25 protein-coding genes are annotated in these 25787 nt (G+C 65.1%); 13 read left to right on the top strand and 12 right to left on the bottom strand.

Annotated elements, in window-relative coordinates:
* Positions 1-7: 7 nt before the first annotated feature.
* The 3 genes from PI87_RS18840 to PI87_RS18850 all read right to left on the bottom strand — a co-directional run bounded on the left by PI87_RS18840 (position 8) and on the right by PI87_RS18850 (position 3696).
* Complete coding sequence (locus PI87_RS18840; RefSeq protein ID WP_039599251.1) at positions 8-1297, bottom strand: NAD(P)/FAD-dependent oxidoreductase; 1290 nt, start codon at positions 1295-1297, stop codon at positions 8-10.
* Positions 1298-1330: 33 nt separating this feature from the next.
* A complete protein-coding gene (locus tag PI87_RS18845) occupies positions 1331-1996 on the bottom strand; it encodes a haloacid dehalogenase type II (RefSeq protein ID WP_039599252.1) in 666 nt (221 codons plus the stop codon).
* A 206-nt stretch (positions 1997-2202) separates the two neighbouring features.
* A complete protein-coding gene (locus PI87_RS18850; protein WP_039599352.1) occupies positions 2203-3696 on the bottom strand; it encodes an aldehyde dehydrogenase family protein in 1494 nt (497 codons plus the stop codon).
* A gap of 228 nt (positions 3697-3924) precedes the next feature.
* Between PI87_RS18850 and PI87_RS18855 the strand changes: the two genes are divergently transcribed.
* From PI87_RS18855 to PI87_RS18880, 6 genes are all read left to right on the top strand, one after another.
* A complete protein-coding gene (locus PI87_RS18855; RefSeq protein ID WP_039599253.1) occupies positions 3925-4812 on the top strand; it encodes a GNAT family N-acetyltransferase in 888 nt (295 codons plus the stop codon).
* A 36-nt stretch (positions 4813-4848) separates the two neighbouring features.
* Positions 4849-5781 carry a 2-hydroxyacid dehydrogenase gene (locus PI87_RS18860; protein ID WP_039599254.1) on the top strand — a complete coding sequence of 311 codons (933 nt, stop codon included), beginning with the start codon at positions 4849-4851 and terminating at the stop codon, positions 5779-5781.
* Positions 5782-5937: 156 nt separating this feature from the next.
* On the top strand, positions 5938-7338 hold the full coding sequence (locus PI87_RS18865) for an aspartate aminotransferase family protein (RefSeq protein WP_039599255.1): 1401 nt from the start codon (positions 5938-5940) through the stop codon (positions 7336-7338).
* Between the two features lie 73 nt (positions 7339-7411).
* Complete coding sequence (locus PI87_RS18870) at positions 7412-7906, top strand: Lrp/AsnC family transcriptional regulator (RefSeq protein ID WP_039599256.1); 495 nt, start codon at positions 7412-7414, stop codon at positions 7904-7906.
* A gap of 69 nt (positions 7907-7975) precedes the next feature.
* Positions 7976-8704 (top strand): cupin domain-containing protein, encoded by a 729-nt coding sequence (locus PI87_RS18875; protein ID WP_039599257.1) that lies wholly within the window; start codon positions 7976-7978, stop codon positions 8702-8704.
* Positions 8705-8735: 31 nt separating this feature from the next.
* On the top strand, positions 8736-10061 hold the full coding sequence (locus tag PI87_RS18880) for an NAD(P)/FAD-dependent oxidoreductase (protein WP_039599258.1): 1326 nt from the start codon (positions 8736-8738) through the stop codon (positions 10059-10061).
* 38 nt (positions 10062-10099) lie between these two features.
* Here the strand turns inward: PI87_RS18880 and PI87_RS18885 are convergent, their stop codons facing one another.
* Positions 10100-11302 carry an amidohydrolase gene (locus tag PI87_RS18885; protein ID WP_039599259.1) on the bottom strand — a complete coding sequence of 401 codons (1203 nt, stop codon included), beginning with the start codon at positions 11300-11302 and terminating at the stop codon, positions 10100-10102.
* Positions 11299-11997 (bottom strand): HAD-IA family hydrolase, encoded by a 699-nt coding sequence (locus tag PI87_RS18890; RefSeq protein ID WP_039599260.1) that lies wholly within the window; start codon positions 11995-11997, stop codon positions 11299-11301. Before PI87_RS18890 ends, PI87_RS18885 begins: the two co-directional genes overlap by 4 nt.
* Positions 11998-12310: 313 nt before the next feature.
* On the opposite strand from PI87_RS18890, the gene PI87_RS18895 reads away from it, so the two are divergent.
* The 4 genes from PI87_RS18895 to PI87_RS18910 all read left to right on the top strand — a co-directional run bounded on the left by PI87_RS18895 (position 12311) and on the right by PI87_RS18910 (position 14510).
* Positions 12311-12640 (top strand): DMT family transporter, encoded by a 330-nt coding sequence (locus PI87_RS18895; RefSeq protein WP_039599261.1) that lies wholly within the window; start codon positions 12311-12313, stop codon positions 12638-12640.
* A gap of 19 nt (positions 12641-12659) precedes the next feature.
* Positions 12660-13304 carry an FMN-dependent NADH-azoreductase gene (locus PI87_RS18900; protein WP_039599262.1) on the top strand — a complete coding sequence of 215 codons (645 nt, stop codon included), beginning with the start codon at positions 12660-12662 and terminating at the stop codon, positions 13302-13304.
* A 74-nt stretch (positions 13305-13378) separates the two neighbouring features.
* A complete protein-coding gene (locus tag PI87_RS18905) occupies positions 13379-13816 on the top strand; it encodes an Rrf2 family transcriptional regulator (RefSeq protein ID WP_039599263.1) in 438 nt (145 codons plus the stop codon).
* 82 nt (positions 13817-13898) lie between these two features.
* Positions 13899-14510: an NAD(P)-dependent oxidoreductase gene (locus tag PI87_RS18910; RefSeq protein WP_039599264.1), complete on the top strand. Its 612-nt coding sequence runs from the start codon at positions 13899-13901 to the stop codon at positions 14508-14510.
* Here the strand turns inward: PI87_RS18910 and PI87_RS18915 are convergent, their stop codons facing one another.
* From PI87_RS18915 to PI87_RS18925, 3 genes are read right to left on the bottom strand one after another with little or no spacing between them, the layout of a single operon-like run.
* Positions 14511-15143: a hypothetical protein gene (locus PI87_RS18915; protein WP_157003170.1), complete on the bottom strand. Its 633-nt coding sequence runs from the start codon at positions 15141-15143 to the stop codon at positions 14511-14513. It abuts the gene before it with no gap.
* Complete coding sequence (locus PI87_RS18920; RefSeq protein WP_039599266.1) at positions 15103-16593, bottom strand: ATP-binding protein; 1491 nt, start codon at positions 16591-16593, stop codon at positions 15103-15105. The genes PI87_RS18915 and PI87_RS18920 overlap by 41 nt, the downstream gene beginning before the upstream one ends.
* Entirely contained in the window at positions 16590-17255 is a 666-nt protein-coding gene (locus tag PI87_RS18925) for a response regulator (protein WP_021193639.1), read from the bottom strand. The genes PI87_RS18920 and PI87_RS18925 overlap by 4 nt, the downstream gene beginning before the upstream one ends.
* Before the next feature lie 239 nt (positions 17256-17494).
* Between PI87_RS18925 and PI87_RS18930 the strand changes: the two genes are divergently transcribed.
* From PI87_RS18930 to PI87_RS18940, 3 genes are all read left to right on the top strand, one after another.
* Positions 17495-18823 (top strand): Nramp family divalent metal transporter, encoded by a 1329-nt coding sequence (locus tag PI87_RS18930; RefSeq protein ID WP_039599267.1) that lies wholly within the window; start codon positions 17495-17497, stop codon positions 18821-18823.
* Positions 18824-19031: 208 nt separating this feature from the next.
* Positions 19032-20048, top strand: a complete 1017-nt coding sequence (locus PI87_RS18935) for a GGDEF domain-containing protein (RefSeq protein ID WP_232314029.1) — start codon at positions 19032-19034, stop codon at positions 20046-20048.
* Between the two features lie 59 nt (positions 20049-20107).
* Entirely contained in the window at positions 20108-21229 is a 1122-nt protein-coding gene (locus PI87_RS18940; protein WP_039599353.1) for a mechanosensitive ion channel family protein, read from the top strand.
* Here PI87_RS18940 and PI87_RS18945 read toward each other — a convergent pair.
* From PI87_RS18945 to wecB, 4 genes are read right to left on the bottom strand one after another with little or no spacing between them, the layout of a single operon-like run.
* Positions 21219-22115 carry a hypothetical protein gene (locus PI87_RS18945; RefSeq protein WP_039599269.1) on the bottom strand — a complete coding sequence of 299 codons (897 nt, stop codon included), beginning with the start codon at positions 22113-22115 and terminating at the stop codon, positions 21219-21221. The two genes, PI87_RS18940 and PI87_RS18945, sit on opposite strands and share 11 nt — an antisense overlap.
* A 3-nt stretch (positions 22116-22118) precedes the next feature.
* The gene (locus tag PI87_RS18950; RefSeq protein ID WP_039599270.1) at positions 22119-23846 is read right to left on the bottom strand and encodes a DUF2334 domain-containing protein; all 1728 of its coding nucleotides are present in this window, start codon (positions 23844-23846) and stop codon (positions 22119-22121) included.
* A gap of 14 nt (positions 23847-23860) precedes the next feature.
* Entirely contained in the window at positions 23861-24313 is a 453-nt protein-coding gene (locus PI87_RS18955) for a hypothetical protein (protein ID WP_039599271.1), read from the bottom strand.
* Between the two features lie 9 nt (positions 24314-24322).
* Complete coding sequence (wecB, locus tag PI87_RS18960; RefSeq protein ID WP_039599272.1) at positions 24323-25582, bottom strand: non-hydrolyzing UDP-N-acetylglucosamine 2-epimerase; 1260 nt, start codon at positions 25580-25582, stop codon at positions 24323-24325.
* Positions 25583-25787 lie beyond the last annotated feature (205 nt).

Here is a 25787-nt window from a genome sequence, read left to right on the forward strand (position 1 = left end):
TGACGGGTCAGGCGAACCTGTCCTTGAGCTGGTAATACATGCCCACCGCCGGTAGAAACCACGGCGGGCCAAAGTGACCGGGAATAGCGCTCCACGCGCGATCGCGCCACGGGTTGGCGGCAGCGTCGCCGGCCATCACCGCGGCCATGCGTTCGCCCATGTGCACAGACATCTGCGTACCGTGGCCGCTGTAGCCCATGGAATAGAAGAGACCATCGTGCTCGCCGGCATGCGGCAGGCGGTCTTGCGTCATGTCGACCAGGCCACCCCAGCAGTAATCGAGGCGCACGTCGCGCAACTGCGGGAAGGTTTCGATCAGACCGGCGCGCAGGATCTCGCCGCTCACGGCATCCTGCTGCGGGCTGGACACCGCAAAGCGCGCGCGCCCGCCAAAGACCAGCCGGTGGTCCGGCGTGAGGCGGAAGTAATGGTGAATATTGGCGACCGTCACATACGTGCGGCGCGCGGCCAGCAGCGCGTGCGCGCGTTCTGCACCCAGTGGCTCCGTGGTCACGATAAAGCTGCCGATCGGCACGATGCGCCGGCGCAGCCAACCGAACGTGCCATACCCACCGTGGCGTGACGCACCGGTGGCAAGCAACACCTGCTTGGCCTGCACCGTGCCGCGCGTGGTATGGATGCGATGCACCTGCCCTTGCACACGCTCGATGCGCTGCACACAGGTGCGTGTATGAATCTGGGCACCCTGGCGTTGCGCTGCCACGGCCAAGCCCTGTGCGAAACGGCCCATGTGCATCTGGCCGCTGCGCTTGTAGAGCAGGCCACCGTGAAAGCGCTCGCTCTGCACCTCGGCGCGCACGCGGGCGGCGTCGAGGATCTCTACATCGGCATCCACCGCATCACGAATCAGGCGGTCTGCGCTGCGTTGCAAAGCGGCCATCTGATACGGCTTGGTGGCGAGCTTGAGCTTGCCGTTGCGCTGGAAATCGCAGGCGATTCCTTCGTCGCGCACGATGCGCTCCACCGTATCCACGGCGGCGTCATAGGCGTGATACCAGGCGCGGGCGCGGTCCACGCCAACCTTGGCGGCGAGTTCCGCATAGTCCACGGCCAAGCCGTTGTTGACGTGTCCGCCATTGCGCCCGGACGCCTCGGGCGCCACCATGTCGCCCGCCTCCAACACGACCACACTGGCGCCGCGCCGGGCCAGTGCCAGCGCCGCCGACAACCCCGTGAAGCCGCCGCCGACGATAGCCACGTCTGCCTGCGCCGGCAGCTCGTGCGCCTCCAGCGCCAGCGCGGGCACCGAGTCGTTCCAGTAGGAGTCGAGTTTCATGGAAGTCATGTGGGATGGCCTTGGAGACTCGGCTTAGAGACCAACAACACCGGGTAGGCCACCGATATCCTGAATCTCGGTGTAGCGGTACGCCGGGTTGCCCGGGCCGTGGCCGCGGTTGACGAACACCTTGTTGACGATGCCGATGTCGTCGGCCGACATCAGGTCATAGCGCAGGCTGGACGACACGTGGAGCACGTCTTCTGGGTTGCAGCCAAGCGAGTCCAACATGTATTCGAAAGCCTTCAGGCGCGGCTTGTAGGCCTGCGCCTGCTGCGCGGTGTACACGCGGTGGAACGGCGCGCCGAGCATCGCCACGTTCTTCTGGATCTGCGCATCGGCGGCGTTCGACAGGATCACCAGCGGAATCTCCTTGGCCACCTTCGCCAGCCCTGCCGGCACGTCGGCATGCGGGTCCCACGTGGGCACGGCGTCGTAGTAGGCCTGGCCGTCGGTGTCGAAGTACTGGATCTTCCATTTCTTGCACAGGCGGCGCACGGCGTTCTTCAGCACAACCTCATACGGCTGCCAGTCCCCCAGCACCTCGTCAAAACGGTAGGCGGTGAAGTCCGCAATGAACTGCTCCATCTGCTCGGCCGTAATGCGGTCGGCAAACAGCTCGCGCGTCATCTCGCCCATGCGAAAGCGCGTGAGCGTGCCATAGCAATCAAAGGTGATGTACTTGGGGCGGAAGGTCATGGTCTTTGGGTCCTTGAGGTCGCGCTTATGCGGTCTCTGCAATCGGGTTATGACGAAATCATTGAAGCACGCAGACTCACAGCGGTTGTAGGGAATTGCGGGGTCTCACGTGAGAAAGCTGCTGTTTCCGGTGGCACTCGCGGCATGCCATGCGGTCTGCACCGCTGGCGTGCTGCCTGCCCCACCAATGCGCCCCTAACGCACCGCTAATGCGCCGCAGCAAAATCGATCAGCACGCTTTTGAAGCGCAGGTTGGCCTCCACGGCTTGCCGGCCCAAGTCCTTGCCGATGCCCGACTGGTGATAGCCGCCGGTGGGGATGACGAAATCTGCGCTGCGCCCATAGCGGTTGATCCACACCGTGCCCGCCGCGATACCGCGCATGGCGCGCAACGCGCGGCCGATGTTGGCGGTGTGCACGCCGGCGGCCAGGCCGTAGTGCTCATGCGCGGCCAGTGCCAGGCCTTCCTCTTCATCGTCAAAGGTCTGCACGGTCAGCACGGGGCCGAAGATCTCTTCCTGCACGGCAGGGTTGTCCGCGCGCACGCCTTCCAGCAGCGTGGGCAGGAAGTACGCGCCGCCAGGGCCGTCGCCAAACAAGCCGCCACCGCAGCGCACCTGCGCGCCGGCATCGCGCGCGCGCTCGACGATGTCGAGAATGCGCCCGGCCTGTGCCGCAGAAATGATGGGCGGCAGCGTGGCGGTGTCATCCCACGTAGCCCCGGGCCGCAGCGCGGCAAAGCGTGTTGCGATGCGCTCGATCAATGCCTGGGCAATGCCACGCTGCACGATCAGGCGCGAGCCCGCCACGCACACCTGCCCCGCATTGCCTGTGATGGCGCCCGCAATGATTCCGGCCAGCCGGTCGATATCCGGCGCGTCGTCAAACACGAGCTGCGGGCTCTTGCCGCCCAGCTCCAGCGTGACCGGCTTGGGGCCATGCGATGCGCACGTCGCCATGATCGCGGCGCCCGTGCGCGTCGATCCGGTAAAGGTCATCTTGGAAATCAGCGGATGCCGCGTGAGCGCATCGCCCGTAGTGCGGCCATCGCCCTGCACCACGTTGAACAAACCCGGTGGCACACCAGCCTCGATGGCCAGCTCGGCCAGGCGGATGGCGGAATACGGCGTCAACTCGGAAGGTTTGAGCACCACCGCATTGCCGGCAGCCAATGCGGCCCCCACCTTCCACGAGACCATCACCAGCGGGAAGTTCCACGGCGTGATTGCGCCGACCACGCCGTAGGGTTCAGCCACCACCATGCCGAGGTTGTCATGCCGCGTGGCCGCCACGTCACCGCCGAGCTTGTCGGCGTATTCGGCAAAAAAGCGCAGGCCTTCGGCGGTGAACGGCACATCCCACGCGGCGGCGTCACGCACCGGGCGGGTGGAGCACACGGCCTCCAGCGGCGCCATGTGTGCCACGTCGGCTTCGATCAGATCAGCCCAGCGGCGCAGCACGCGTGCCCGCTCACGTGGGGCGCGGCGGGCCCAGTCGCTTGTGCGCCAGGCTTGCCAGGCATCCTGCACGGCGGCATCGACCGTGGCGGCGTCAGCCAGCGGCAGCTCCGCATGCACAGCGTTGTCGGACGGGCGCCGCACGGTGATGCGTCCCTCAGTGGATAAACTCGCGGGCACATGCCTGCCGCCGATGAAATGGCTCGACGGCACACGGATGGTCTGAGGGTCAAAAATGGCCACGAAATAGGGGGCGCCGAAGCCCGACGCCCATATCGAAATGAGGTTATTGATGCTAGGCAGGAAGGCTCGGCATTTGTGTTCGTAACCGCATGCGCCACCGCATCGAATTGCGAAACCGGCCCCCTCGACAGACGATGCTTGCAAATTGCGGGCAAACCCGAATTCGGTCTGGCCCCGCGCGGTGATGTCGTCCAAGATTAGGGACACTTCATCAGAAGGACTGCTTCCATGCTCACCTCGACCGCACCCGACCAGAACACCCCCGCTGACGATGGTGTGGTGCTGCGTCCGATGACCGCCGATGATCTGACGCGAGCGCACGCCTTATCGGAAGAACAACGCTGGCCGCACCGCCCCGCCGACTGGGCGCAGAGTTTTGCGCACGCCGAAGGCATCGTGGCCGAGCGCGACGGTGAGATCATCGCCACCGCCCAGCGTTGGCGCTGGGGCCCACGCCACGCCACCATCGGGCTGGTGATCGTCACGCCCGCATGCCAGGGCCGGCGCATCGGCCACCGCTTGATGAGCGCGCTGCTCGACGGCCTGGATGACCACACCGTGCTGCTGCACGCTACTGCCGAAGGGCGCGGCCTGTATGAGCGATTGGGCTTCGTGCGCACCGGCGAGATCCGCCAGCACCAGGGCATCGCCCAGCCCACCCCGTTGATCGCCCTGCCCCCCGGCTGGCGCCTGCGCCCCGCTGGGCTCAATGAAACGGAAGACTTGCGCCGGCTCGACGCGCAGGCACGCGGCATGCCGCGCGATGCGTTGATCGAAGACCTGTTCGCCAGCGCAGACGCCTGCGTTGTGCTGGACGACGACGGCGAGCCGCGGGGCTTCGCCATGCTGCGCCGCTTCGGGCGCGGCCATGCCATCGGCCCCGTGGTTGCCCCCGATGCCGAGAGCGCCCGCGCATTGATCGCGCATCTGGCCGGCATCAACGCGGGCCACTTCACGCGCATCGATATCGATTTCAACAGCGGCCTGGCCGAATGGCTGGAAAGCTTTGGCCTGCTGCGTGTGGATGCCCCCACCACCATGGTGCGCGGCGCACCGCTGGCCACACCGCCCGGCGCACCCGCGCTGTTTGCCATCGTGACCCAGGCGATGGGTTGAGCCTCCAACATTCCGCCAGACGCCCTACGCCCCACCGTGACAACCACCTTCCTCTATAAGTCCGACCCCGTCCGTGGCCAGCAGTGGGCCGAGGTCTTCCGCCAGCACGCGCCCGAGATCGACTTCCGCATCTGGCCCGACATCGGCGATCCGCTGCGCGTGCGCTTCCTCGCGGCATGGGAACCGCCAGCCGATATCGCTACGCAGTTCCCGCACCTGGAAGTGCTGTTCTCATCGGGCGCGGGGGTCGATCAGTTCAACTTTGCCGTACTGCCATCCACGCTGCCCGTCGTGCGCATGGTCGAACCGGGCATCGTGCGCGGCATGGTGGAATACGTCACGCATGCCGTGCTGAGCCTGCACCGCGATATTCCCGCCTACCGGCGCCAGCAGCAGGCAGAGCAATGGCGTCCACTACCGGTGCGCCCCGCCAGTGAACGCCATATTGGCGTACTGGGGCTGGGTTCGCTCGGGCAGGCGGTGCTCGCGCAGTTGCGGGATTTCGGCTTTGATTGCGCGGGCTGGAGCCGATCGCGCCATGCTGTTGATGGTGTGCAGTGCTTTGCGGGCCACGAAGAGCTGGGGGCATTCCTCGCGCGCACCGACATCCTCGTCTGCCTGCTGCCGCTCACGGATGCCACGCGCGGCATGCTGAACGCTGCACTGTTCGCACAATTGCCGCAGGGCGCCATGCTGGTGCATGTGGGCCGTGGCCCGCAGCTTGTCAGCGACGACCTGATCGCCGCACTCGACAGCGGCCAGCTCAACGAAGCCATGCTGGACGTGACCGACCCCGAGCCGCTGCCCGCCAGACACGCGTTGTGGAAGCACCCTCGCATCCACATCACACCGCACATTGCCAGCATGACGCAGCCGCTCTCGGCCGCTGCCGTGGTGATCGACAACCTGCGCCGCTTTACGGCCGGTGAACCCATGGTCGGGCTGGTGGATCGCACGCGCGGCTACTGAAGCCACACGCAAAATCGCACGCCGCACGATCTGCTGCGGCGGCCCGAACAACAGCAGCGCACTGCGTTCTACCCGCGCAAAGCAGCACCAAGCCCGCACTCGCTCAGCCTACTCTTGAGTCCACTGATTGCCTTCCCCGCACGAACGGACTCTGCCATGACCCAGCTCACTGACCTGCCCCAGCTTGCGTCGCTCAACGCCATCGACCGTGCGCACCTGATCCACCCCGTCTCGGCCTGGCGCACGCATGAACAGCGCGGGCCGACAGTGCTGTCCTCCGGCAAGGGCGCATGGCTGACGGATGCCTCCGGCCACGAACTGCTCGACGCGTTTGCGGGCCTGTGGTGCGTGAACGTCGGCTACGGGCAAGAGAGCGTCGTACAGGCCGCCGCCGAGCAGATGCGCCGCCTGCCCTATGCCACGGGCTACTTCCACTTCAGCAGCGAGCCCGCCATCCGCCTGGCCGAGAAGCTGGTGCAGATCACGCCGCGCTCGCTCAATCACGTGTATCTGACGCTGGGCGGGTCGGAGTCGGTGGATGCGGCGGTGCGCTTTATCGTGCAGTACTTCAATGCAATCGGGAAACCGACCAAGAAGCATTTCATTGCGCTGGAGCGCGGGTATCACGGCTCGTCGTCCACCGGCGCGGGGTTGACGGCGCTGCCGGCCTTCCATCGCGGCTTTGACTTGCCGCTGCCAACGCAGCACTACATCCCCTCGCCCAACCCCTACCGCGCGGCCGACCCTGCTGATGCGCAGGGCATCATCGCCGCATCGGTCGCCGCACTGCGCGCCAAGGTGGCGGAGCTGGGCGCCGACAACGTCGCCGCGTTCTTCTGCGAGCCGATCCAGGGCTCGGGCGGCGTGATCGTGCCACCCAAGGGCTGGCTCAAGGCCATGCGCGATGCCACGCGCGAGCTGGGCATCCTGTTTGTGGTGGATGAGGTCATCACCGGCTTTGGCCGCACCGGCCCGATGTTCGCGTGCGATGCCGAAGGCGTGGAGCCCGACGTCATGACGATGGCCAAGGGCCTGACCGCCGGCTACGTGCCAATGGGCGCGACGATGATCTCCGACGCCATCTACGCCGGCATTGCTGACGGGGCCCCCGCTGGCGCGCCCATCGGCCACGGCGCAACGTATTCCGCGCACCCGGTGAGTGCCGCCGTGGCACTGGAAGTGCTGCGCCTGTACGAAGAAGGCGGCATCCTCGCCAACGGGCAGCGCGGTGCAGCCAGCTTTGGCGCCGGGCTGGATGCGCTGCTCGCGCACCCGCTGGTGGGCGACTCGCGCCACCGCGGCCTGCTGGGCGCGCTGGAACTGGTGAGCGACAAGGCCACCAAGCGCGGCTTCGATACGGCACTCGGCCTGCCCGATCTGATTGCCTCGGCTGCCTACCGCAATGGCGTGGTGTTCCGCGCGTTTGGCGACAACATCCTGGGCTTTGCCCCGGCGCTGACGTTTACCGAAGACGAATTCGCCCAGCTCTTCGCGCGGCTGAAGAAGACGCTCGACGATGTGCTGGCCGTGCCGGCCGTGCGCGCCGCGCTCGCCTGACGTTACAGGAATTCACACAACAGACCCCGGCTGCCGCAGAATCAGAGACATCTTCCACGCCTTCGCCCTCGCCATGACCGAAGCCCTCAAGATCGATCGACTGGACCTGCGCATCCTTGCCCAACTGCAGAAGAACGGGCGCATGACCAACGTGGACCTGGCCGATGCCGTGGGCCTGTCGCCCAGCCCGTGCCTGATCCGTGTCAAGCGCCTGGAGCAGGCCGGCTACATCTCCGGATACGGCGCGCACATCCGGCTGGAAAAGCTGGGCGACACGCTCACGGTGTTCACCGAGGTCACGCTGTCGGACCACCACCGCGAGACCTTCGTGCGCTTTGAAGCTGCCATCCGCGAGGTGGACGAGGTGCTCGAATGCCACCTCCTGAGCGGCGGTTACGACTACCTGCTGCGCTTCATCACACGGGGCGTCAATCACTACCAGGAAGTGATTGAAGACCTGCTGGAGCGCAACATCGGCATCGCCAAGTACTTCAGCTACATCGTCATCAAATCGCCGTTCATCAAGACGCACTGCCCCATCGAACGCCTCTTTCCCAACCAACGCTGACGCCCCGTACCTGACGCTGTTGCCCCTCGAAACCAGGGCCACGTTGGGATACGGTGAGGAACCACCCGCATGACAACTGCCCTGATGCTGCACCGCGCCGATGGCGCCCCCCTGTCAACTGCGTTCCGGCAAGCCGCCCTGAGCCCGAACGACCCCTTCGCGCAAGAACGCGAGATTGCCTGGGAAGGGCCGAACGCGATGAGCGCCGGCCGCGTCAGCTTTGTTGGCGAACGGGATGTCGCAAGCTTTCCGCATACCGAGACGCTCGCCGTCGTGGATGGCGAACTCACGCTCACCGCACCCGGCTCCGCGCCGCACGTGATCGGCCCGGGCTCCGGCGCGGTGATCGCATCTGGCACGGCCGTGCGTATCGAGGCCGCCGCCGGCGTTCGATTCGTGTTCTGCGCCGAAGCGTGCGATACGCCCACAACGCCGGCGCTCATCCCGCTGCACGCGGATGCGGACTTCAAGCCGTCTGGCGGCCCGGCTCCAGAGGTGCTGATCGGGCCGGCCCCACAGTGCCGTAGCGACAACGTCTTCACCAACGCGCCAACGCAATACCGTGCGGGCACCTGGGACTCGACGCCCTACCAGCGTGTCGTTCGCCCGCATCCGGTGAACGAGTTCATGGTCGTGCTGGATGGCGGTGTGCGATTCGCAAGCCCGGATGACCCAGACGGCAGCGCGCACTCCGTGCGCACGGGTGATGCCATCTTCGTGCCGCAAGGCGCCTCCATCGGATGGGAGAGCACGGAGCGCGTCGCCAAGTTCTACGTGGTGCAAAACGCGCAGGCCTGAGCCCCAAAAAAGAGAGCGAGGAAAGCGATTCATGTCCCAGCCGTTGCGTCTCATCGAGAGCGCCTCTTCCCTGCCCGCGCAAGCCGACGTCGTCGTGATCGGCGGCGGGATCATCGGCGTCTTTGCTGCCTACTACCTGGCCCGGCGCGGCATGTCGGTTGCCGTGGTCGAGAAGGGCCGCATCGGGGCCGAACAGTCGAGCCGCAATTGGGGCTGGTGCCGCCAGCAAAACCGCGATGCGCGTGAGCTGCCGATGGCGACCAAGAGCCTCGAACTGTGGGAGCAGTTTGCCGCGGACACCGGTGAAGACACGGGTTTCCGCCGGTGCGGCTTGCTCTATCTCAGCAACGACGAAGATGAGATCGCGCGCTGGGCAAAGTGGCGCGATTTCGCCAGAACGGCCGGCGTGACCACGCACATGCTGAGCAGCGGTGAAGCCTCCGAACGGGGCCGGCTCACCGGTCGCGCGTGGAAGGGCGGCGTGTTTTCACCCAGCGACGGCACCGCGGACCCGGCCAAGGCGGCACCCGCTGTGGCCGCTGCGCTCATGAAACTCGGCGGCACTGTGCGGCAAAACTGCGCCGCACGCGGCATTGAAATCGAGGGTGGGCGCGTCAGCGGTGTCGTCACGGAAGCCGGAACCATTAAGACCCGCACCGTGGTGTTTGCCGGCGGAGCCTGGGCATCATCGTTCTGCCGCCAGTTGGGCATCCGCTTTCCCCAAGCGACCGTTCGCCAGTCCATCGTGCGCGTGACCGGCGTGGCCGAACCGCTCCCTGACGCCCTGCATACGGCGCGCGTGTCCATCACCCGCCGCAGTGATGGCAGCTACAACCTGGCCATCAGCGGGCGCGGACGCGTGGACCCGACGGCGCAGCTCCTGCGCTTCTCACCGCAGTTTCTGCCGATGTTCGCTAAGCGCTGGCGCAATGTGTTCCCCGGCGGATTGGAAGGCATTCGCGCTGGCCACGAAACACTCGCGCGGTGGCGGCTCGATGCACCCACGCCCATGGAGCGCATGCGCATACTCGACCCACGGCCGGATGCGGCGGCGGTCAAGCAAACCTACGACCGCGCCGTCGAACTGCTGCCGGTGCTCGGCCAAGCCGGCATCGCCGATGCCTGGGCTGGCTTTGTGGACAACACGCCGGACGGGGTGCCCGGTATCGGCGAAGTGCCGGAGATCCCCGGATTCATCCTGGCCGCAGGCTTCTCAGGCCACGGGTTCGGTATCGGCCCCGGCGCGGGCCATCTGATTGCCGATCTGGTCACGGGGGACAAGCCGATCTTCGACCCTGCGCCCTATCACCCCGCGCGCTTCAAGCAGTCGGCCTGGGGCAAGGTGGCCGACTTCTAGGGCTGCAATACCAGGGTGGTGTTGAGCGTGGCCGCAATTCAAGAGTGGGATGGAACGGCGGCCAGCGCGCGGCGGGCGACCTGGCAGAACCAGCGCACACCCAGCGGCAGCGCATCGTCGTTGAAGTCGTAACAGGGGTGATGCAGCGGGTATTCGCCCTCGGGGCCGGCATCGGCACGACCTTGGCCGAGCCAGAGATAGGCGCCCGGCTTCTGCTGCAACATGAAGGCGAAGTCTTCGGAGGTGAATGCGGCACGTGGCGCCATCTGTGCCTGCAGGCCGATGGCCTGTGCCGCATCCAATGCGAGCACCGCTTCGGCCGGGGTGTTGATGGTGGCCGGGTAGTAGCGGCGGTAATCCACCGTGATCTGCGTGCCGCTGGCCAGCGCAACGCCATCGACCGTGTCACGCAATGCCGCCTCGATGCGGTCTTGCGACGCGGCATCAAAGCTGCGTACCGTGCCGGTGATGCACACCTCGGCCGGCAGCACGTTGTGGCTGTGCCCACCTTCGATGCGCGTGACGGACAACACCGCCGATTCACTCGGATCGATGCGGCGCGACACGATGGTGTGCAACTGCGCCACGAGCTGGCTCGCCGCCAGGATGGCGTCGGGCGTGTGGTGGGGTTGTGCAGCGTGTCCGCCACGCCCACGCACGGTGATGTCGAACCGATCCGCCGCCGCCATGATCGGGCCCGGGCGCGTTTGTGCGTGCCCCAGCGGCAAGTCTGGCCAGTTGTGCAGCGCATAGACGCTGTCGCACGGGAAGCGCTCGAACAGGCCATCTTCGATCATGCGGCGCGCGCCGGCCTGGCCCTCTTCCGCAGGCTGGAAGATGAAGTGGACCGTGCCGTCGACACCCGTGCGCGCAAGTTGACGCGCGGCGCCAATCAGCATGCTGGTGTGGCCGTCATGCCCGCAGCCGTGGTGCTTGCCCTGCACGCGGCTGGCATGCGATGGCCGGCCCAGCTCCACCATCGGCAGTGCATCCATGTCGGCACGCAGCGCAACGCTACGGGTGCCGCCGCCACCATTCCCGCCGCGCAGCGTACCCACCACACCGGTGCCGCCAATGCCCTCCTCCACCGTCAACCCCAGCACACGCAGCGACTGCGCCACGATGCCTGCCGTGCGGTGTTCTTCGTAGGCCAGTTCGGGGTTGGCATGCAAGTCACGGCGCAGGACAACGAGATCCGGCAGCAGGTCCGCTACCGGCTCCGCAATGGCCGCCCGGGTCACTCGCCGGCCTCGACCGCGTCGGCCAGTTGGGCCAGCGTGTGGAAGTGATAGTCGGGTACGGTGTGCTCGGATTCGATAGTGCCGCCCGAGTCCTTCATGCCGTAGCGGCGCTCGATCCAGCAGGTGGCAATGCCCAGGCGCTTGGAGATGCCGATGTCGTGGTATTGGCTCTGCGCCACGTGCAGGTTGTCGGCTTGCTTGAAGCCCCAGGCGCCCTCATAGCGCCCGCGTGCGTAAGCAAAGTACTGCGCGTCGGGCTTCTCGCACAGGGCGTCGTCGCAGCTCAGCAGCATGTCGAACGGCGAGCCCAGCGTCCGCTGGAAATGTTCGAGCGCCCACGACTGCGCATTGGTCATGGTGACGAGCTTGAAGTGCTTGCTCAAACGCTGCAGCGCCTCCACCGAATCCGGAAATGCCGGCCATTCGGCCACCGAGTCACGAAAGCCGCGCGCCAGCGCATCGGTATCGGGCAACCCAAGCTGTTGCGCCACGATATGCCAGCACGGCACGAGATCGTCGGGGTACCACTCGGTCTGGCCGCGTTTGCGCGCTGCCCGGTAGGCCCCGAGAAAGTCCTCGTCCGTGACGGTGCTGTTGGGCACCGCGCGGCGGAGGTAGGCGAGCATGCCGCCCTCGAAGTCGATCAACGTTCCGACAACGTCGAAAGTCAGCACTTTGAAGTCCCGAAGGGCCATGAGAACGCTCCTGAGTGATTGGATGCCAAGAAGAATCCGAGGGTGGCGGCAAGCCACCTTGCATGGCGTCAAGCTTAGAAGCTGCGGCGCCGACGATGGTACCGTTCGACGCCCGTCTCACGGCAGCGAATTGCGTTTTTACCGACCGCGCGCGTGGATCATTCGGCAAGCGCCGGCCAGCGCCGGAATACCCCTGCCGCCCCTCACGGTTACCTCCAGGTGCGTACTTGTTGCCACATCGCACCGTCCCTACTCTGGGTGCATCGCAACGCATCCGCCTGCCGCCCAGGCGGCGGACATTCCCGGAGGTTCCATGATTCCAACCGCCTGGCTCTGGCTGCTGGCCGCCGGCGCCGTAGAGATCGCCATGGCGATCTCGCTCAAGTTCGCACAGGGGTGGACGCGCCCCATCCCCAGTGTGCTCGGCATCGTCACTGCGCTTGCCAGCGTCTTCCTGCTCACACATGCCATGCGCGGCCTGCCCGCCGGCACCGCCTACGCCATCTGGACAGGCATCGGCTCGGTAGGCGTGACGGTGCTCGGCATCGCCCTCTTTGGCGAGAGCGTGCAGCCCGCGCGCCTGGCCTGCATCGGGCTGGTGATTACCGGCACCGTAGGCCTCAACTTCTTCAACGCAGCATAAGGCTGCATCAGGAGCCCCCATGACCCGCCTGCTCTATATCGAGGCATCGCCAATGAAGGCGCTGTCCCACTCCATCGACGTGGCCCGGCAGTTTCTCGATGCCTACCGCACCGCGCACCCCGACCACGAGATCGACACGATCGACTTGTGGGGCAAGGACATCGACCTGCCCGAGTTCGACGCCGACATGATCGGCGCCAAGTTTGCCGTGCTGCGCACGCAGAACGCCACGCCGGAACAGCGCGCGCAATGGCAGCGCGCGGTGGCGCTGTCGCAGCGCTTCAACGCGGCAGACCACTATCTCTTCTCCGTACCGATGTGGAATTTTGGCGTGCCCTACCGGCTCAAGCATTTCATTGATGTGGTGACGCTGCCGGGGCAGAACTGGAACTGGTCGCCCGCCACGGGCTATCAGGCGCTGCTCTCGGGCAAGAAGGCCGCGCTCGTCTATGCCAGCGCTGGTGCCTATGCCGCGCACACCGAAGGTGCGAGCGAATCACCGGACGATTTCCAGAAACCCTATCTGCGCCGCTGGTTGCGCTTTCTGGGCATTGAAGACGTGACGGAGATCAGCGCCGCACCCACGCTCACCACACCGGATGTGCTGGTGGCCGCCAAAGCAAGTGCAAAGGCACGGGCTTCGGCATTGGCGGCTGTCTTCTGAAGTGCACATCCGCGGACGGGGTTGACTGCACCGCAAAGTGTATCTACCATGGTTACACTTTGCATTGACACACCATGTCTACCAGCAGCCGCTTCGCCGTCGCCGTGCACATCCTGACCCTGCTTGCCAGCGCAGAAGGGCCCGTGCCGTCGTCGCTCATTGCAGGTAGCGTGGGCACCAATCCTGCATTGATCCGCCGCCTGGTGGCGCAGTTGGCCGAAGCCGGCTTCGTCACCTCGCAGATGGGCGCAACGGGTGGCGCAACACTGGCGCAGCCGGCGGATCGCATCACGCTGCTCGATGTGTTTCGTGTGGTGGAGTCGTCGGTGCTGATTGCGCTGCCACCCAATGCGCCCAACCCGGCGTGCGATGTGGGCCGCGAGATCACCGGCGTGCTGGAGCGCGTGACGGAACGCGCGCAAGCCGCCATGGAAGCCGAGCTGGCTGCACAAACCATCGCGGGCATGCTGGAGGAAGTTGGATACGCACAAAAGCGTCGCCGCCGAGCCTAGTGCTCTGGCGCTTTTTTTTATCGCTATATGTAACTACGTTAATTACATATCACCTTACAACCGCTCAACAAGGAGTTGAACCATGAAGATTGCAATCATTGGCGCCACCGGGCGCGTGGGCACCCGCCTGATCGACGAAGCACTGCGCCGCGGCCACCAGGTGACGGCCATTGCGCGCACCGCTTCCAAACTGCCGGCACGCGCGGGCCTGACTACCAAGGATGTGGATGTGGCCGACCAGGCTGCGCTGGTTGCCGCGCTGGCGGGCAACGATGTGGCCTTCAGCACCGTGCGCTTCCTGCAGGCCAATGCAGACCAGATCGTTGGTGCAGTGAAGCAGGCCGGTGTACCGCGTCTGCTGGTGGTGGGTGGTGCCGGCAGCCTGGAAGTGGCACCGGGCGTGGCGCTGATCGATACGCCGCAGTTCCCCAAGGAGTACTTTGCCGAAGCCTCGGCGGGCCGTGATTTCCTCAACACGCTGCGCACGGAAACCGAGCTGAACTGGACGTTCGTGTCGCCGTCGGCCATCTTCGAGCCGGGCGAGCGCTCGGGCCACTTCCGCGTGGGCAAGGACACGCTGCTGGTGGATGCCAACGGCAAGCCCTGGATCTCGATGGAAGACTACGCCATCGGTTTCCTGGATGAAGCCGAGAAGCCGGCGCACCCGCGCCAGCGTTTCACGATCGGCTACTGATCAGCGGCAGGTGGACGGCACCGCCAGCGCCTTCTCGAAGGGGTCGCGGCGCAGGCTGGGGTCCTGCGCGTTCAGGCAATAGGCGCTGCCGCCCACCTCCACGCGCGCCTGCCAGCGGCCTCCTGCATCGCGCGATTCCTGAATCGATCCTGCGGCGCGTGGCGTGGGTGCAGCATCCGGCCCGAATGCGTGACCGGCACCACGGGTGGCGCTCCCTGCAATGTTGTTTTCTGCCTGAGACCGCGTGCGCGACGGCAACGCCGCCGGTGCACTGAGGTCGAGCGTACGGGCCTCAACGGCCTCTGCCTTGGCCGGCGCAACCGGCACCGATTGCGGTGCATTGTCCAAACGGATGTTGGAAGGCTGCGTTGAAACCGGAGTCGTCGCCCGCAAGCTGCGGGCGGGTTTCTGCACAAGCGGCAAAGGCGCCGGTGCCGGCTGGATGTCGATACTGAGCAACCGCGCTTGCAGCAGCGGCCGCTCTTCACGTGTGACGGGTATCGGATGTTCTCGCCACCATGTCAGCAGTGCCAGCAGTGCCAGATGCCCCAGCACCACCAGCGCCAGGACGGTCAGCCTTGAACCGCGCCAGTCAATGGCGAGGCGTATCGGCCATGCCGGGCGGAGCATCATCCGGTTCAATCGGTTCAGGCGCGCTATCCAGCGCTGGCAGACGAATCACCACCGCGCAGCCCTTGCCGCCCAGACCATCCTCGATGACCACCGAGCCGTTGCCCAGCTCCACAATGCGGCGCACGATCGCCAGGCCCAAACCACTGCCTTGCGACTGGCTCTCGCGCGGGCGGTAGAAGCGTTCGAACACACGCTCGCGCTCGTCGGGCGGGATGCCAGGGCCGGTGTCTTCAATGCGCAGTTCGACCATCGGCACCGTTGCACCCTGGACCCCCTGCTCAACACGCTTGACCACCACACGCACCTCGCCATCCTTGGGCGTTTCGCGTACGGCGTTATCGAGCACGTTTTCGACCAGCGTGGCGGCATCTTCGTGCGACACCGAGACCCACGCCTGATTGGCGCCCTCGTACGACAGCGTAACGTTGCGACGCTCCGCACGTGATGCCTGCTGAATCACACCACTGCGTGCGCAGCCGGCCAGATCAGACAGTGCGCCCTGCGCCAACTGGGCTTCCACGCGGCGTGCATCGAGCCGCGCAATCGCCAGCAACTTGGCCAGCGATTGCGTCGCCCGCGAAATACCACGGTCAAACTCTCGCAATGCGGTGGAGCGATCGTCTTCACTGTCGGAATGCGAAACCACATAGGCCTGCGCCTGGATGGCCGCCAGCGGCGTACGCAGTTCGTGTGCGGCATCGGCAAAGAAGCGGCGGTCCGCCTCGATGCCGCGTCGCACGCGCGCGAACAGATCGTTCAGTGCTTCGACCAGCGGTTTCAGCTCGGCGTGCTCGACGCTCTGCACGGGGTCCAGATCGCCCGAGTCGCGCGACTCCACCTGACGCGTGAGCGTACGCAGCGGCTTGAGGCCGACGTGTGCCGCCCAGCCCACCATCACCATCAGCGCGGTCGCAAGAATGGCCAGCGCCATCGCCACTTCCTCGAAGAGATCGCGAATGGCGCGCTCGTAAGCGGAGAGCGGCTGCGCCACGGTGGCGGTGAGCTTACCGTCGACACTGTCCACCGTATAGCTGCGCCACGGTTTGCCCTCGAGCATGATCTCGACCACCGTCTCGCGCGCCTTGCCGCAAGGCATGGTGGGCGCGCCGGGGAAGGCGGTGATGACGTGGCCGGTGCGATCGCACAGCACGTAGCGGAATTCGCCGGGGAGGATGTTGGGCAGCGAGAGGCCCAGCTTGATATCGGTGAGGCGGCGCAGGAATTCTTCCCGGCGCGGCACGTCATCCATGTTGAGCGTGGTGAGGTCGGCATAGGCCTGCGCCGACATGCGCAGATCGCTCACCACCTGGCGGCTGTTGGTGCGGGAGATTTCCAGATGCGCGATCACCAGTTGCACCAGCAGCATCAGCACCAGTGCCAGCAGGATCAGCACATACAGGCGAAACGACAGCGACCGGACCCGCAGGATCGCTGGAACCGCCAGCTTCACCGGTTGCCCCCAATCATGTAGCCCACGCCGCGGATGGTCTGGATGGTCTCGTTGCCGAGCTTGCGGCGCAGGTGGTGGATGACGACTTCGAGCGCGTTGGCGCTGACGCTGTCGCCTTCGCGATAGAGGGCGTCCATGAGCGTTTCACGCGGGACCCAGCGGTGGGCACGGCGCACGAGTTCGAGCAGCAACTGGTATTCGCGCGGGGTCAGTTCAATGATCTGCCCATCCTGCGTCACGCGCTTCTGCGAGGGCTCGACCACCAGGGCACCGACGCTCCACTGGTTGGTGCTCTGCCCGGCATGGCGGCGCAGCACGGCGCGCAGGCGGGCGACCAGCTCATCCACCGGGAACGGCTTGACGAGGAAATCGTCCGCGCCGGAGTCCAGGCCCTTGAGGCGCTCGGACAGCGCATCGCGCGCGCTGGCAATGATGACCGGCACATCGCTGTGCGCGGCACGCAGCTCTTCGAGGAAGGTGTGGCCCTCACCATCAGGCAGGCCGAGGTCGAGCACGATGGCCTCGAACGTGTTGGTGGTGATCCATTTCTGTGCGTCAACCAGGCGGCGCACCCAGGTCGCGTTATAGCCGGCCTGACGCAGCGCGCGGGCCAGTGCGGTGCCCAACGGCAGGTCGTCTTCGATGAGGAGGATGGCGTTCATGCGAGTGAGTCTTGGCGGATCGACGGTAAACGGACAACCGGCACCTGGGAGCCAGGTGCCGGCAAAGCAGGAAATCTACCCCAACGGACTGAGATTTGCCTTAAATCTGCCGCGGCAATATGACTCACCCTGCACCTCAAAGCAGCGCCAGCAGCCAAACTCCGCACGCGCCACAGCACTTGGCTATCATGGGACCGTATCGATTGATTTCTTCTTCGCCCTCAAGCCCCGGCCGCACCATGTTTCGCCTGCCTGCCCTGCCCACCACGGCCACCGCGCCGTTCTGCCCGTCCGAGGTGCGCGGCACCGTGGCCGTCCCGCCTGACCTGCCGCTGTGGAAAAAGCTGCTGCGCTTTGCGGGGCCTGGGCTGCTCGTCTCCGTCGGCTATATGGACCCGGGCAACTGGGCGACCGATATCGAGGCCGGCTCGCGCTACGGCTATTCACTGCTGTTCGTGGTGCTGCTCTCCAGCCTCGCGGCGATGGTGCTGCAGTGCCTGTCGGCGCGGCTGGGCATTGTCACGGGCAAGGACCTGGCGCGTGCCTCGCGCGATCGTTACCAGCCCGGGGCCGTGCGTGTGCAGTGGCTGCTGGCTGAACTGTCGATCATCGCGTGCGATCTGGCGGAGGTGCTAGGCTGCGCGCTGGCCTTCCACCTGCTGCTGGGCGTGCCGATTCTGGGCGGCGTGGCACTCACCGCGCTGGACACGCTGATCGTGCTGGGCCTCAAGGGCAAGAACTTCCGCCAGCTTGAAGCCATCGTGCTGGGGCTCATCCTCACCATTGGGCTGTGCTACTTCGTTGAGCTGGTGCTCATCAAACCGCACTGGCCATCGGTGGCGGCCGGGCTGATGCCGTCTTGGCAAGCCGTGAGCGCGCGTGAGCCGCTGTACCTGGCCATCGGCATCCTCGGCGCGACGATCATGCCGCACAACCTGTACCTGCATTCGTCCATCGTGCAGACGCGCATGACCGCCAGCACGGAAGCCGCCAAGCGCGAGGCGGTCGGATTGTCGCGGCTCGATACCATCATTTCGCTCTCGCTGGCGCTGCTGGTGAACGGCGCCATCCTGGTGCTGGCCGCCGCGGCGTTTCATGCCAACGGCCATCAGGACGTGGCCGACATCCAGGATGCGCATCGTCTGCTCGAACCCATCGTCGGCACGGCGGTGGCTGGGGTGCTGTTCGGCATTGCGCTGCTGGCGGCCGGGCAAAGCTCTACCTTCACGGGCACCATCGCCGGGCAGATCCTGATGGAGGGCTTCCTGGACCTGCGCATCCCCTGCTGGCAGCGGCGCCTGATTACGCGCGCGCTGGCGTTGATCCCGGCCTTCATCGGCGTGGCTATGCTGGGCGACCACGCCATCGGCAAGCTGCTCGTGATCAGCCAGGTGGTGCTGGGCTTTCAACTGCCGTTTGCGATGTTTCCGCTGATTCGCATGACCGATGACCGCAAACTGATGGGCGTGTTTGTTAACAGCCGATTAACGTCCGTACTGGCTTGGGGTTTATTCGTCGTGATCAGCGTCGCCAACCTGTGGCTGGTCTGGCAGGTATTGGCGGGGTGAGGGATTCCCCCCACTAAAAATCCGCGCACGGCGTGCCGCACCGCAATTAGAATGCGCGCTTTGTTGCGCAATCCGGCCCCGCCCGCGCTCGCATCATCAAGCCGCGCCAGAAGGCCACACCCGCCCTGCCTTGAGCGCGAATCCGCCTACCGCCTCCGCCCTGCCCGACGCACGCGCGCCCTCTCGCGACTATCAAGCACGCCATTTCGTGCCGATGATTCTCGCGCTGAGCAAATGCGGTGTGCTGGGTTATGCCTTTGCCATCGTGCTGGGCTGGGGGGCAGGCGTCATCCACACGCTTGCACCACTGCTGGCATTGCTCGCAGTGCTGACGGCCATCGTGGTGATTGCGCAGCGCCATCGCCATACCGGTTTGTGGGGGCCGCTGGCGCTTGCCCACCTGCTTGCAGAAGAGATCGCCATCATCGTCTTCGGCCATCAGGCAGGGCTCGAATGGGTGCTGCCCGCGTTCTACCTGATGCCGCTGGCAACCAGCCCTGCATGGCTCACCCGGCGAGACTTCAGCATTGCCATGACGCTGTGCGCAGCCGGGCCGATCATCGCCGTGCTCATTGCCGATGCACCCACGGCCACCCTTCACCGTGCTTGGCTGGGGATCGCGCTGTACCTGCCGATCTGCATTGCCGCAGCTGCGGTCATCCACCGTTACCTGCTGCGTGCGATGGCGCGCCACTTTGCGGCTGAAATCAATCTGGCCGATCGCGCCAACACCGACCACCTGACCGGCATGCTCGCGCGCCAGCGCTTCTTCGAGCTGGGCAGCTTTGCCGTGGAACGCGCGCAACACCATGCCGAACCACTGTGCGCGCTGTACCTGGATGTCGACCACTTCAAGTCCATCAACGATGCATGGGGCCATGCCGCTGGCGATGAGGCGCTGGTCTCGTTGTCCGATGCGCTGGCCGATGTGCTGCGCCCGAACGATCTGTTCGGCCGGCTGGGTGGCGACGAGTTTGCCGTGCTGCTGCCCGGCTGTGGTTTGACCGACGCGTTGGCCGTGGTGGAACGCCTGAAAGCCGCCGTGGGCGCCAGCGCAACACCGGTCGGCCCGTTGACGATCAGCGTGGGCGCCGCGCCGCTGCGCCCGAAGCAGGACCTTGCCAAGCTGCTGGCCGATGCCGACATTGGGTTGATGGAAGCCAAGCGTCAAGGACGCAACCGCGTGTGCGTACCAGCCGACCTGCAAGCTGACCTGCCGCAGTGATGCGGGCACATTTTGTGCGACGCCACATCCCGTGACTTTGCACGGAGATGTCTATGGCCATGGAGTGGCTCAACGTCCATACCTTCCTGCGCATACCGGCACGTGACTGGGCCGCCGCTGCGCTCACGGTAGTTGCCACGTATGTGGTGCTGGTGAGTGTGCTGCGCCTGATCGGCAACCGGTTGGAGGCCCGTGCGCGCCGCACCGGCTACCGGTTCGACACGCTGGCTGCGGCCGTGCTGCGCGATACGCACCCGCTGTTCATTGGGCTGGCGGCATTGCTGGCGGGCTCGTACTTTATTGAGTTGCCCGCACGCGTGGCCAATAAGCTGGACCACATCTGGTTCGTCATCATCGGGTTCCAGATTGCGCTGTGGCTCAACCGGGGCGTGAAGCTGTGGGCACGTGACAAGCTGTCTGCGCAAACCCAGACGACACGCAACCCCGTCATCACATCGATGATGGCGTGGGTGCTGCGCTTTGCACTGTGGTCGATGCTGCTGCTGGCCATCCTGGCCAATGTGGGCGTGAACGTCACCGCCTTCGTCGCCAGCCTGGGTGTGGGTGGTGTGGCCGTCGCGCTGGCGGTGCAGAACATCCTGAGCGATCTGTTTGCCTCGCTTGCCATCGGGCTGGACAAGCCGTTCGAGATTGGCGACTTCATCGTCTTCGAATCGATTGCCGGCACGGTACAGCACGTGGGGCTCAAGACCACACGTATCCGCAGCCTCTCAGGTGAAGAGATCGTGACGTCCAACACTTCGCTGCTCAAGAGCACCATCCACAATTACAAACGGATGCAGGAACGACGCATCGTGTTTGCCTTCGGGGTGACGTACGACGCGCGCGCCGCGCAGCTGCAAAAGATTCCGGACATCGTGCGCCACGCGGTGGAGACCGCTGGCGACACACGTTTTGATCGTGCGCACTTCAAGGAATTTGGCGAAAACGCGCTGAACTTCGAGGTGGTGTACTTCGTGACCAGCCCAGACTTCAACCTCTACATGGACATCCAGCAGCGCATCAACCTGGCGATCCTGGAAGAGTTGCAGAACCTCGGTGCGGCGTTCGCACTGCCCACGCGCACCATCCAACTGGTACGGCGCCACGGTGAGCCTGTCGAGCCCGATGGAAAGCCTTCAAGCGGCCTGCAGTACCCGAACACGCGAGCTAGGGCCTAGGCGCATCGGGCGGCCTGACAGGCATGGACTGGAAGGCGGCATCCATGCTGCGCCATAGCGGCCGCGTGCGCGGCACCATGTCCTGTCGGAAGTACCACCAGAAATAGCCGCCTACAAATCGCGGATGCGCAATCGACAGGCCGTAGTACTGCGCGATCAACGCGCCCTTGCGTGCGGCAAGGCGTGTACCGACCTCACCAAAGCCGAGCACGGCATGCGGAAACAGTTGCCCCAGGCGGTCGAACACTGCACTCCAGTCGGGTCGCGCGATCTTGCAGTCATCTTCGTAAAAGCTGATGAAGACGTAGTCCAGGCCGTTGCGCAGGTCCGGCGGCAAGTTGCGCTCGGCCCAGCCGAACATGGCGTGTGAGGGTTCTTCCGCGCAGCCCTCGTTGTAGTAGAGCGTGAGCGCCGTTCTGCCGCCGCGTTGCTTGATGACGGCATAGGCGGCCAGCGTCTTGTCGACCACGTCGCGCGTGCGGCCGGCCCATTCACCGTTGATCTCGTTGCCGATTTCCCAGAGGTCGACGTTGCGGCCCAGCGTGTCGATATAGGTGGTGGCGCGCTCGCGCATCTGCAGCACGCTGTATTGCTTGAGCGTGGATGAATCGACCAGTTCACCCATCACGTAGGCCACGCGCCGGATGGCGGCCACGGGCGCGGCGTAGTCCGGCGCGTCCATCCCCTCATCAAAGACGATGCGCACGGTGGGCGTGCGCGACAGGTGCGTCAAGGCATCAACCACGGCAGGCACGTTGTCCACCGCATCGATCGTCACCCCATATAGCGGCACGGGGCCGGCAGGCATGGCGCCCACCTGCCCCGCGGCCTGGGTGGATGCGCCCGATACCAGCATGGCCGCCAGTATCAAGCCCATCCTCTGCATGGCCTACTGCACCGTGCTGGCATCGGCCCAGGTAAACCCAAGCGCCGAAATGCCGGTGATGATCTGCTGAAAGTCCGTAAAGCCCGCGGTGCCAAGGTCGGGCTCAAGCCAGAATGGGTGGAAGAAGAACGAGGCAAAGCCATCGCGCACGACCAGCGCGTAGTTGGCGTTGGTCAGGATGTCCGTCACGTTATAAGTCAGGCAGGACGACGGATCGATCGAGCAGATGTTGTACTCCACGTTACCAAGGTTTTCCGGAATGACGCGCTGGTTGTAGTAGTCCTTCTGAATGATGTAGGGGAAGAACTGCCCTACCGAGAAATCATGGCCCGGCGTGGTGGCCGCCAGCGTCTGCGGGTTGTCGGACGTGTAGTACACCACGCGCTGATACGTGTTCTTGAAGTACTTCGGTACCGCCTTGATGGCCAATGGCGACGACTGGTAATGCGGCGCCTCCCACGCAAACGGGGAGTAGCCATTGAGCTGCAGTTCCAGCAACCCCGCCGAAAGACGACCGGCCGCCCATTGCGTCGAGTCTTCATTCACCGGACGGTTCTGCGTGGCAAGCCAGAACTCATAGTCGTTGGCGCTGACCGCGTTGATCAGGTTCGGGATGTTGCTGTACTGGTGCGTGTAGCCGTGCATCAGGACATGTCCGCCGCGCGCCCTGGCGTAGTTCAACGCCTGCTTCAGGCCTGTTGCGTTGACCATGTGGATGGTCTGCGCCACGCCGCCGTTGTAGACCCCGTTCGGATCGGTGTACACCGGAATGGTCGCGATCGAGAACGGAATCTTCTGCCCGTACATGTAGTCCGTCAGCGTCTTCATGGACGCAACCGTGGTCGTCGCGTTCACGTCTTCCAAGCGAACCATTGCACGGTGCAGCGTGGGTGCATTGGTGCCGAGGATGTCATGCAGCATGTCGCAGACCACCAGATAGCGGTCGCGCGGCCCGATGAACGAGAACGGCATGTCGGCGAAGTACCAGAAGTTGCCCGAGCGGATAACGTAAGGCACGGGTGGCTTCGTGGTCGGGCTGGCCGAATTGGAAATGGTCACCAGTGTGGTCGCCTTGGTGGCATCGGCCACCGCCGTCACACCGACATCCGGATCCGCCGCAATGGCACCAGTGGTGGCATTGAAAGCGTAGTACTTGGTCATCGTCTGACCCTTGTACGTGATCGTGTCGTAGAAGCCGGGGTTCGGTGCGCTGGCCGAGGGCGCCGCATTCATGCCAGCGAGGGCGGAGAAGGTGATGCCGTAGCGTGAGGTGAACGGATACGCCGTGTTCCACGCGAGTTCCCACAGGTTGTACTTGAACCAGACCACGGTCTTTTGCGTGGTGCTTACGTCCGACAGGAATGCCGCCGGAATGGGATTGGCGTAGTAGCTCCCCATGTAGAACGTGGCGGTGTACTGCTCGGTCATGCCAGCCGTGTAGTTCTGCACGGGCAACATTGTGATGGTGGTATTGAAGTGCGCGAGCAGGTTGTACAGCATGATCGCGTACGCCTTGCCCAGATTGGTGTACTGGTCATTAGGGGGCGCGTCGTACAACACCAGGATGGGGGCTGGGGGGGTCTGCGCCGATGCCGAGCCGCCGACCGTCACGCAGATGGGCCCGAGCCCGATCGTGCAGGTGGCTGCATGCGCAGGCCCGGTCAGCGAGACGCCAAGCAGGCTTCCCGCAAACACCAGTGCGCAGAGAAACTTACGAAACATTGATTTCATGATGGCTCTCCGACTCATGGGCGATACACCGAGCCGTCCGCTTGGCGGTAGAGCCCGAGGTTGAAGGTGGGACCACGGTCGTGGCCACGTTCCGTACCGGTTGGCTCGTTCTCTGGCATACCGGGACGGATTTCGGTAATGCCTGGCGGGCGCGGCGGGGGGACGACCTGCCCGTTTTCATCCATCACGCCGTAACCGTAGGCGCGCCCGCCGCCGGTCACTGGCTTGTGTGTCGCCACGGCCACGACAGCCTGCTGCGCGGGCTGCCCCACCATGACGGTCCCTTCCGAAGAGGCTGGCGCAGGCTTCTTCTTGTCTGCGTCCGCGCCGGGATTGCGCTGGTCTGTGCCGCCGACAACCACAGCGGGAACCCCCGCATTGCCGGCCCATGGTGGTGCGAGCACCAGCCATCCCGCGATCAGGGCGGAGGCCAGTAAGATGCTTCCCCCGATTCGTTTCGCTTTCATCCAAGCCTCCTAGCCGTTCAGGCGTTGCACGGACGCGGCCCCAAGCGCCGTGGCGCGTGCCGCTTCCAGATTGATGATCTCGGCCTCGGGGGCCGGCTTGCGAATGAGTTGCGGGCCACGTGCCGCCACTTGTGCAGGCGCGTTGAAGGCCGCCTTCAATGCATCGACGATGCGGCGGCATGCCTGGCCGTCGCCATACGGGTTGTGGGCCTGCGCCATGCGCTGGTATTCGTTGGCGTCCTGCAGAAGCATTTCGGCTTCATCCACGATGCGCTGCGTATCGGTGCCGACCAGGCGTGCCGTGCCTGAAGCGACGGCCTCGGGGCGCTCGGTGGTGTCACGCGTGACCAGCACCGGTTTGCCGAGCGCAGGCGCCTCTTCCTGAATGCCACCGGAATCGGTGATGATCAGGTAGGCGCGGTCCATCAGGTAGACGAAGGGCAGGTAGTCTTGCGGCGCGATCAGGTGAACGTTGTCGTGGCCCGCCAGGATGGCGTTGACCGGCTGCTGCACGTTGGGGTTCAAGTGCACCGGATAGACGATCTGCACATCCGGATGGCGCGCCGCCAGCAGACGCAGCGCCACGCAGAAGTTCTCGAACGGCTCACCAAAGTTCTCACGCCGGTGGCCCGTCACCAGAATCATCCGCCGCCCGGTTTCCAGAAACGGATAGCGCGCGGCAATGTCCGCCGACAGCGCGGCATCGGCATCCAGCCGCCATTTCACAGACAGCAGCGCATCGATGACGGTGTTACCAGTGAGCGTGACCTGGCTCGGGTCGATGCCTTCATCCAGCAGGTTCTGCCGCGATTCTGCCGTCGGTGCGAAGTGCCACGTGGTGACGGAATCGGTCACGCGGCGGTTGAGTTCTTCCGGCCAGGGGGACCAGATGTTGCCCGTGCGCAGCCCCGCCTCGACGTGCCCCACGGGAATACGCCGGTAGAACGCGGCCAAGCTGGCAGCCAGTGTGGTGGTGGTGTCGCCGTGCACCAGCACAGCGTCGGGTTGGAAGGCGTCCAGCACGCCATCGATGCCGCCCAGCACGCTGGAGGTGATGCCTGACAACGTCTGCCCAGGCTGCATCAGGTTCAGGTCAAATTCCGGCACGATGCCGAATAGTTGAAGGACCTGGTCGAGCATCTGCCGGTGCTGCGCGCTCACACATACCGCTGAGGTGAAGCCTGCCTCGGCTTGCAATGCCTTTACCAGCGGCGCCATCTTGATGGCCTCCGGGCGCGTGCCGAACACTGTCAAAATCTTCCCGGTCATCTTGCTCTCCCCATGTCGTCTGCATCGGCTGGCTGCTCCAAAGCGCGACGACGAACGCGTCGCTTCTGATGCCGGCGCAGACTTCACTACAGAGCGAAGGCCGTGCCATGCGTCATGCCTGGTCCTGCCGTGGCGCTGCGACGCCATCGCGCGCGCACCGATGCGAATCCTCCTCGTTACCCGTATCCCTCGTTGATCAAAAACG

Source organism: Ralstonia sp. A12, assembly GCF_000801955.1.
Classification (GTDB): domain Bacteria; phylum Pseudomonadota; class Gammaproteobacteria; order Burkholderiales; family Burkholderiaceae; genus Ralstonia.

Coding starts and splice junctions, on each gene's coding strand:
- PI87_RS18840 (WP_039599251.1), bottom strand. CDS start 1,297: ATGAAACTCGACTCCTACTGGAACGACTCGGTGCCCGCGCTGGCGCTG.
- PI87_RS18845 (WP_039599252.1), bottom strand. CDS start 1,996: ATGACCTTCCGCCCCAAGTACATCACCTTTGATTGCTATGGCACGCTC.
- PI87_RS18855 (WP_039599253.1), top strand. CDS start 3,925: ATGCTCACCTCGACCGCACCCGACCAGAACACCCCCGCTGACGATGGT.
- PI87_RS18865 (WP_039599255.1), top strand. CDS start 5,938: ATGACCCAGCTCACTGACCTGCCCCAGCTTGCGTCGCTCAACGCCATC.
- PI87_RS18870 (WP_039599256.1), top strand. CDS start 7,412: ATGACCGAAGCCCTCAAGATCGATCGACTGGACCTGCGCATCCTTGCC.
- PI87_RS18875 (WP_039599257.1), top strand. CDS start 7,976: ATGACAACTGCCCTGATGCTGCACCGCGCCGATGGCGCCCCCCTGTCA.
- PI87_RS18880 (WP_039599258.1), top strand. CDS start 8,736: ATGTCCCAGCCGTTGCGTCTCATCGAGAGCGCCTCTTCCCTGCCCGCG.
- PI87_RS18890 (WP_039599260.1), bottom strand. CDS start 11,997: ATGGCCCTTCGGGACTTCAAAGTGCTGACTTTCGACGTTGTCGGAACG.
- PI87_RS18895 (WP_039599261.1), top strand. CDS start 12,311: ATGATTCCAACCGCCTGGCTCTGGCTGCTGGCCGCCGGCGCCGTAGAG.
- PI87_RS18900 (WP_039599262.1), top strand. CDS start 12,660: ATGACCCGCCTGCTCTATATCGAGGCATCGCCAATGAAGGCGCTGTCC.
- PI87_RS18905 (WP_039599263.1), top strand. CDS start 13,379: ATGTCTACCAGCAGCCGCTTCGCCGTCGCCGTGCACATCCTGACCCTG.
- PI87_RS18910 (WP_039599264.1), top strand. CDS start 13,899: ATGAAGATTGCAATCATTGGCGCCACCGGGCGCGTGGGCACCCGCCTG.
- PI87_RS18915 (WP_157003170.1), bottom strand. CDS start 15,143: ATGATGCTCCGCCCGGCATGGCCGATACGCCTCGCCATTGACTGGCGC.
- PI87_RS18925 (WP_021193639.1), bottom strand. CDS start 17,255: ATGAACGCCATCCTCCTCATCGAAGACGACCTGCCGTTGGGCACCGCA.
- PI87_RS18930 (WP_039599267.1), top strand. CDS start 17,495: ATGTTTCGCCTGCCTGCCCTGCCCACCACGGCCACCGCGCCGTTCTGC.
- PI87_RS18940 (WP_039599353.1), top strand. CDS start 20,108: ATGGAGTGGCTCAACGTCCATACCTTCCTGCGCATACCGGCACGTGAC.
- PI87_RS18945 (WP_039599269.1), bottom strand. CDS start 22,115: ATGCAGAGGATGGGCTTGATACTGGCGGCCATGCTGGTATCGGGCGCA.
- PI87_RS18950 (WP_039599270.1), bottom strand. CDS start 23,846: ATGAAATCAATGTTTCGTAAGTTTCTCTGCGCACTGGTGTTTGCGGGA.
- PI87_RS18955 (WP_039599271.1), bottom strand. CDS start 24,313: ATGAAAGCGAAACGAATCGGGGGAAGCATCTTACTGGCCTCCGCCCTG.
- wecB (WP_039599272.1), bottom strand. CDS start 25,582: ATGACCGGGAAGATTTTGACAGTGTTCGGCACGCGCCCGGAGGCCATC.